The sequence below is a fragment of the Enterobacter sp. CFEC122 genome, from assembly GCF_052983755.1.
This window is the reverse complement of record NZ_JBRIQR010000080.1, coordinates 1-6293: the sequence shown is the minus strand read 5'-3', so window position 1 is coordinate 6293 and position 6293 is coordinate 1. Positions and strand designations below refer to the sequence as shown.

Genomic DNA, 6293 nt, shown 5'->3' with positions numbered 1-6293 from the left:
CGACACCTCGTGGGCCGGGTAAGCGCAACGCCACCCGGCACTTTCGTTAATCAATAGTTAAAAAACATGACGCAACACGTAAAATCCAGCATTTTACGCTTCCCTCCGCAGACGCTTTCCCTATACTCGACCAGGCAAACATTTACTTACATCCGGACATAAATGTGACTAAGAGCACATTCGGAATGGAACGCAATTTCACTCAGGAATAATGTATGAGCACACAATCGACGGGTCTTTTTGCGCGCCTGGCGCAGGGAAGTCTGGTTAAACAAATTCTGGTAGGACTGGTGCTGGGTATTCTGCTGGCCATGGTGTCAAAACCTGCTGCGGAGGCCACGGGGCTGCTCGGGACGCTGTTTGTGGGCGCCCTGAAAGCCGTCGCGCCGGTACTGGTTCTGATGCTGGTCATGGCATCGATTGCCAACCACCAGCACGGACAAAAAACCAACATTCGCCCTATTCTGTTCCTGTATCTTCTGGGAACCTTCTCTGCAGCCTTAACGGCCGTGGTGTTTAGCTTCCTGTTCCCGTCCACGCTGCACCTGACCAGCGCGGCCGGTGATATCACGCCGCCGTCCGGGATTGTGGAAGTCCTTCGCGGTCTGCTGATGAGCATGGTCTCTAACCCCATCACCGCGCTGATGAGCGGAAACTACATTGGCATCCTGGTCTGGGCGATTGGTCTGGGCTTCGCGCTGCGTCACGGCAACGAGACCACGAAAAACCTGGTCAACGATTTGTCCAACGCTGTCACCTTTATGGTGAAGCTGGTGATTCGCTTTGCGCCAATCGGTATTTTCGGCCTGGTCTCCTCCACGCTGGCAACCACCGGTTTTGACGCGCTGTGGGGCTACGCGCAACTGCTGGTTGTGCTGGTCGGCTGTATGCTGCTGGTGGCGCTGGTGATCAACCCGCTGCTGGTGTTCTGGCAGATCCGCCGCAACCCGTATCCGCTGGTGCTGACCTGCCTGCGCGAGAGCGGCGTGTATGCCTTCTTCACCCGCAGCTCTGCGGCGAACATACCGGTGAACATGGCGCTGGCGGAGAAGCTGAACCTGGATCGCGATACCTATTCCGTGTCGATCCCACTGGGTGCGACCGTGAACATGGCGGGCGCGGCGATTACGATCACTGTACTGACCCTGGCGGCGGTGCATACGCTGGGTATTCCGGTGGATCTGCCAACCGCGCTGCTGCTGAGCGTGGTGGCATCGCTGTGCGCCTGCGGCGCATCCGGCGTGGCGGGCGGTTCGCTGCTGCTGATCCCGCTGGCATGTAATATGTTCGGTATCCCGAACGAAATCGCCATGCAGGTGGTTGCCGTCGGCTTTATCATCGGCGTGCTGCAGGACTCCTGCGAAACCGCGCTGAACTCCTCTACCGACGTGCTGTTTACCGCGGCGGCCTGTCAGGCGGAAGACGCGCGTTTAGCGAAGAACGCCCTCCGCAGTTAAAAAGAAAAGCCCGGTGGCGGCTACGCCTTACCGGGCCTACAGGGTTTAGTAAGTCGGGTAAGCGCTAGCGCCACCCGACAAAGTACTTACAGCGTCACACCGCTCTTAAAGATTGCCAGCTCGCGGAAATCGTTCTTCTCGTTGCAGGTCTGCTTGCCGCTGGCAATTTCCACAATCGCGTCCACGAATTCCGTCAGCAGCTGCGGCATCGCCTTGCCGTGGATAAGCTGCCCGGCATCAAAGTCAATCCAGTGTTTTTTCTTCGCCGCCAGCTCGCTGTTGGTGGCGATTTTCACCGTCGGCACAAAACCGCCGTACGGCGTACCGCGACCGGTGCTGAACAGCACCATATGGCAGCCGGCTCCCGCCAGCGCGCTGGTGGCAACCGCATCGTTACCCGGTGCGCTCAGCAGGTTCAGACCGTGCGTTTTCAGGCGCTCGCCGTAGCGCAGAACGTCAACCACCTGGCTCGCGCCCGCTTTCTGGGTGCAGCCGAGGGATTTCTCTTCCAGCGTGGTGATCCCCCCCGCTTTGTTACCCGGCGACGGGTTCTCGTAAATCGGCTGATTGTGGGCGATGAAATACTGTTTGAAGTCGTTCACCATGGTGACGGTCTTCTCAAAGGTCTCTTCGTCGCGGCAGTGGCTCATCAGAATACGCTCCGCGCCGAACATTTCCGGCACTTCGGTCAACACCGTCGTGCCGCCGTTGGCAATCACGTAATCCGAGAAGCGGCCCAGCATCGGATTGGCAGTAATACCGGAAAGGCCATCAGACCCGCCGCACTCCAGACCAAACTTCAGCTCGCTCAGCTTGCCCGGCTCGCGCTTGTCGTGGCGCATCACCTCATACAGCTGATGAAGCTGTTCGACGCCCGCTTCCACTTCGTCGTCCTGATGCTGGCACACCATAAAGTGCACGCGCTCAGGGTCAAACTCACCGAGCGTCTCGCGGAAGGCGTCCACCTGATTGTTCTCACAGCCCAGGCCAATCACCAGCACCGCGCCCGCGTTCGGGTGGCGCGCCATGTTTTGCAGCGTGGTTCGGGTGTTGATGTGGTCGTCACCCAGCTGGGAGCAGCCGTAGGTGTGGCTGAACAGATGCACGCCGTCGGTGCCTTCGGCATCGTTGGTCTCTTTCAGGAAGCGCGTCTGGATCTGACGCGCAATCCCGTTCACGCAGCCGACGGTCGGGAGGATCCACAGCTCGTTGCGGATCCCCACGTCGCCGTTTGCGCGGCGGTAGATCTGCACCTCACGATCCGCCGCCTGCTCTTGTCCCGCAGGTAAATCAGGTTGATAGCTGTACTCGTCCAGATCGCTCAGATTTGTGCGGGCGTTGTGGGAATGGATGTATTCACCCGGCGCGATATCCGCCAGCGCATGACCGATGGGCAGACCGTACTTCACCACGTTCTCCCCTTTGGCAATGGGGATCAGGGCAAACTTGTGTCCACGTCCAACGGACTGGCGTAACGTCACCGACTGGTTGTCGAAGGTGACTTCCGTCCCTTCGGTTAAATCTGCCAGCGCGACGGCCACGTTATCCAGCGAATGGATTTTGATGTATTGCATATCAACCTCAAACGGCCCTAGTTCAGTTCAATGGCGAAGTAGTCACGCGCATTGTTAAAGCAGATGTTTTTCACCATGTCGCCCAGCAGCTGGATATCCGCCGGCGCTTCGCCTGCGTGCACCCAGCGGCCAATCATCTGGCACAGAATGCGGCGGAAGTATTCATGACGGGTATAGGACAGGAAGCTGCGGCTGTCGGTCAGCATGCCGACAAAACGGCTCAGCAGGCCAAGCTGCGCCAGCTGCGTCATCTGACGCTCCATGCCGTCTTTCTGATCGTTGAACCACCAGCCGGAGCCGAACTGCATCTTGCCCGGCATCCCTTCGCCCTGGAAGTTGCCGATCATCGTGCCCAGCACTTCGTTATCGCGCGGGTTCAGGCAGTAGAGAATGGTTTTCGGCAGCAGGTTTTGTTCGTTCTGTTTGCTCAGCAGTTTTGACAGCTCTTCCGCCAGCGGACGGTCGTTGATGGAGTCAAAGCCCACGTCCGCACCCAGCAGTTTAAACTGACGCTGGTTGTTATTGCGCAGCGCACCGATGTGGTACTGCTGTACCCAGCCGCGACGCGCGTATTCGGCACCGAGGAACACCAGTACCGCCGTTTTGAACTGCGCCACTTCGTGCTCACTCAGGGCTTCGCCGGAGAGGCGACGCGCCAGAATGCTGTCCAGCTCGGCCTCGTTTGATTCCGCAAACAGCACCACGTCCAGCGCGTGGTCAGAGACTTTACAGCCGTGCGCCGCGAAGTGATCCAGACGTTTGGTCAGCGCGGTTTGCAGATCGGCGAAACGACGGATGTCGGTATCGGACACTTCCGCCAGCTTCGCCATGTAGTCGTTGAACGTGGCCTGCTCAATGTTGAAGGCTTTGTCCGGGCGCCAGCTTGGCAGCACTTTGATATCAAAAGAGGTGTCTTTGGCGACAACGGCATGATGCTCCAGGGAGTCAATCGGATCGTCGGTGGTGCCGACCATCCTCACGTTCATCTGCTTCATGATGCCGCGCGCGGAGAAGTTATCCTGCGCCAGGAGCGCATTGCACTGGTCCCAGATTTCATCGGCGGTCGCTGGGGAGAGCAGTTTGCCGGTGATGCCAAACGGGCGACGCAGCTCAAGGTGCGTCCAGTGATAGAGCGGGTTACCGATGGTGTGCGGGACGGTCGCCGCCCAGGCGTCAAACTTCTCGCGATCGGTCGCATCGCCGGTGCACAGGCGCTCAGCCACGCCGTTGGTGCGCATCGCACGCCATTTGTAATGGTCACCCTTCAGCCAGATGTCATACAGGTTTTTGAAACGGTAATTTTCGGCAACCTGCTGCGGCGGCAAATGGCAGTGGTAGTCGAAAATCGGCTGATCTTTTGCATAGTCGTGGTACAGGCGGCGAGCAAATTCGGTATCTAACAGAAAATCGTCGGTCATAAACGGCGTCATTATCGTCTTCCTCATTACGGGAGCGTCAGAAAGCGTATGTTCATATGCTGCAAAGTTATCACACCAATTTCCACCATCCGACGTTTTTTTCGTGAGTGAGATCAATAAACGCAGACAAATACATTACCCAAATTGGAGTAAATCCTTCTACAAGCCGCGCCAGTACTGGCTTGAAGCGACACGAATAATGTCCCCACAAAGAATCATACATTTGTGATGTCACTCACCTTTTAAAGCTGTATGACAAGTTATCTTTTCGCCGTCGCAAACTATAAGCCGACGGAATGCATTACCGGTGTGAGAGACATCGGGTTTAGCGGTACGGATACCGACTTATGCACGCTTACTTATGGCAAGGTTCGGGCCGTTCCGGGACATGCTCCCGGCTACGCCCCTCCCGTTACACAACTGCTCCCGGAAACGGTCGAGAGGTTGCCGTGCTCTGGCGCGGAAATAACATAACGATGAGGTTTTAGATGCGTAAAATTAAAGGGTTACGTTGGTATATGATCGCACTGGTGACGTTAGGCACCGTGCTGGGCTACCTGACGCGTAACACCGTCGCAGCCGCAGCGCCAACGTTGATGGAAGAGCTGCATATCTCCACGCAGCAATACTCCTACATCATTGCTGCCTATTCCGCGGCGTACACCATCATGCAGCCTGTTGCAGGCTACGTGCTGGATATCCTCGGTACCAAAATCGGCTATGCCTTCTTCGCCATCGCCTGGGCGGTGTTCTGCGGAGCCACCGCGCTGGCGGGCAGCTGGGGCGGCCTGGCGCTGGCGCGCGGCGCGGTCGGTGCGGCAGAAGCCGCGATGATCCCGGCGGGACTGAAGGCCAGTTCCGAGTGGTTCCCGGCAAAAGAGCGCTCTATTGCTGTCGGCTACTTCAACGTGGGTTCGTCCATCGGGGCGATGATTGCGCCGCCGCTGGTGGTGTGGGCTATCGTGATGCACAGCTGGCAGATGGCTTTCATCATTTCCGGCGTGCTGAGCTTCGCCTGGGCAATCGCGTGGCTGGTTTTCTATAAGCACCCGCGCGATCAGAAAAAACTCTCCGAAGAAGAACGCGAGTACATCATTGGTGGTCAGGAAGCGCAGCATCAGACCAACAACGGCAAAAAAATGACCGTCTGGCAGATCCTGGGCACCCGTCAGTTCTGGGGTATCGCCCTGCCGCGTTTCCTGGCGGAACCGGCCTGGGGGACCTTCAACGCGTGGATCCCACTGTTCATGTTTAAAGTCTACGGCTTTAACCTGAAAGAGATCGCGATGTTCGCCTGGATGCCGATGCTGTTCGCTGACCTGGGCTGTATCGTGGGCGGCTACCTGCCACCGCTGTTCCAGCGCTGGTTTGGCGTGAACCTGATCGTTTCCCGTAAGATGGTGGTCACCATGGGCGCACTGCTGATGATTGGCCCGGGCATGATCGGCCTGTTCACCAGCCCGTACGTGGCCATCGCCCTGCTGTGCATCGGTGGTTTTGCGCACCAGTCCCTGTCCGGCGCGCTGATTACGCTCTCGTCTGACGTCTTCGGTCGCAACGAAGTGGCCACCGCCAACGGCCTGACCGGGATGGCCGCCTGGACCGCGAGTACGATGTTCGCGCTGGTCGTCGGCGCGCTGGCGGATACCATCGGCTTCAGCCCGCTGTTTGCAGTACTGGCGGTCTTCGACCTGCTGGGCGCGGTGGTGATCTGGACGGTGCTGAAAAGCAAATCGGCAGAGGAGCTGGCAAAAGAGTCACTCGGGAAACCGGCCACGCAGAGTTAGCCTTGCTGTGCCGGGTGGCGCTGCTGTATGACCGGATACATAGGTGACAGATCAGAC

Annotated in this window: 4 protein-coding genes; 2 read left to right on the top strand and 2 right to left on the bottom strand. The window is 58.1% G+C overall.

All coding sequences use genetic code 11. From position 1 onward, the window contains the following. Positions 1–215 precede the first annotated feature (215 nt). Positions 216–1457 (top strand): serine/threonine transporter SstT, encoded by a 1242-nt coding sequence (sstT, locus tag ACVCAM_RS25745; protein WP_008503149.1) that lies wholly within the window; start codon positions 216–218, stop codon positions 1455–1457. Positions 1458–1543: 86 nt separating this feature from the next. On the opposite strand, the gene ACVCAM_RS25740 is transcribed toward sstT, so the two are convergent. Further along, positions 1544–3031, bottom strand: a complete 1488-nt coding sequence (locus ACVCAM_RS25740; RefSeq protein ID WP_447093736.1) for a UxaA family hydrolase — start codon at positions 3029–3031, stop codon at positions 1544–1546. Positions 3032–3048: 17 nt separating this feature from the next. Beyond that, positions 3049–4461: a glucuronate isomerase gene (uxaC, locus tag ACVCAM_RS25735; protein WP_063436324.1), complete on the bottom strand. Its 1413-nt coding sequence runs from the start codon at positions 4459–4461 to the stop codon at positions 3049–3051. 476 nt (positions 4462–4937) lie between these two features. On the opposite strand from uxaC, the gene ACVCAM_RS25730 reads away from it, so the two are divergent. Then, positions 4938–6236, top strand: coding sequence for an MFS transporter (locus ACVCAM_RS25730; protein WP_008503146.1), 1299 nt, complete (start codon positions 4938–4940; stop codon positions 6234–6236). The last annotated feature ends 57 nt before the right edge of the window (positions 6237–6293 follow it).

Coding starts and splice junctions, on each gene's coding strand:
- uxaC (WP_063436324.1), bottom strand. CDS start 4,461: ATGACGCCGTTTATGACCGACGATTTTCTGTTAGATACCGAATTTGCT.
- ACVCAM_RS25730 (WP_008503146.1), top strand. CDS start 4,938: ATGCGTAAAATTAAAGGGTTACGTTGGTATATGATCGCACTGGTGACG.
- sstT (WP_008503149.1), top strand. CDS start 216: ATGAGCACACAATCGACGGGTCTTTTTGCGCGCCTGGCGCAGGGAAGT.
- ACVCAM_RS25740 (WP_447093736.1), bottom strand. CDS start 3,031: ATGCAATACATCAAAATCCATTCGCTGGATAACGTGGCCGTCGCGCTG.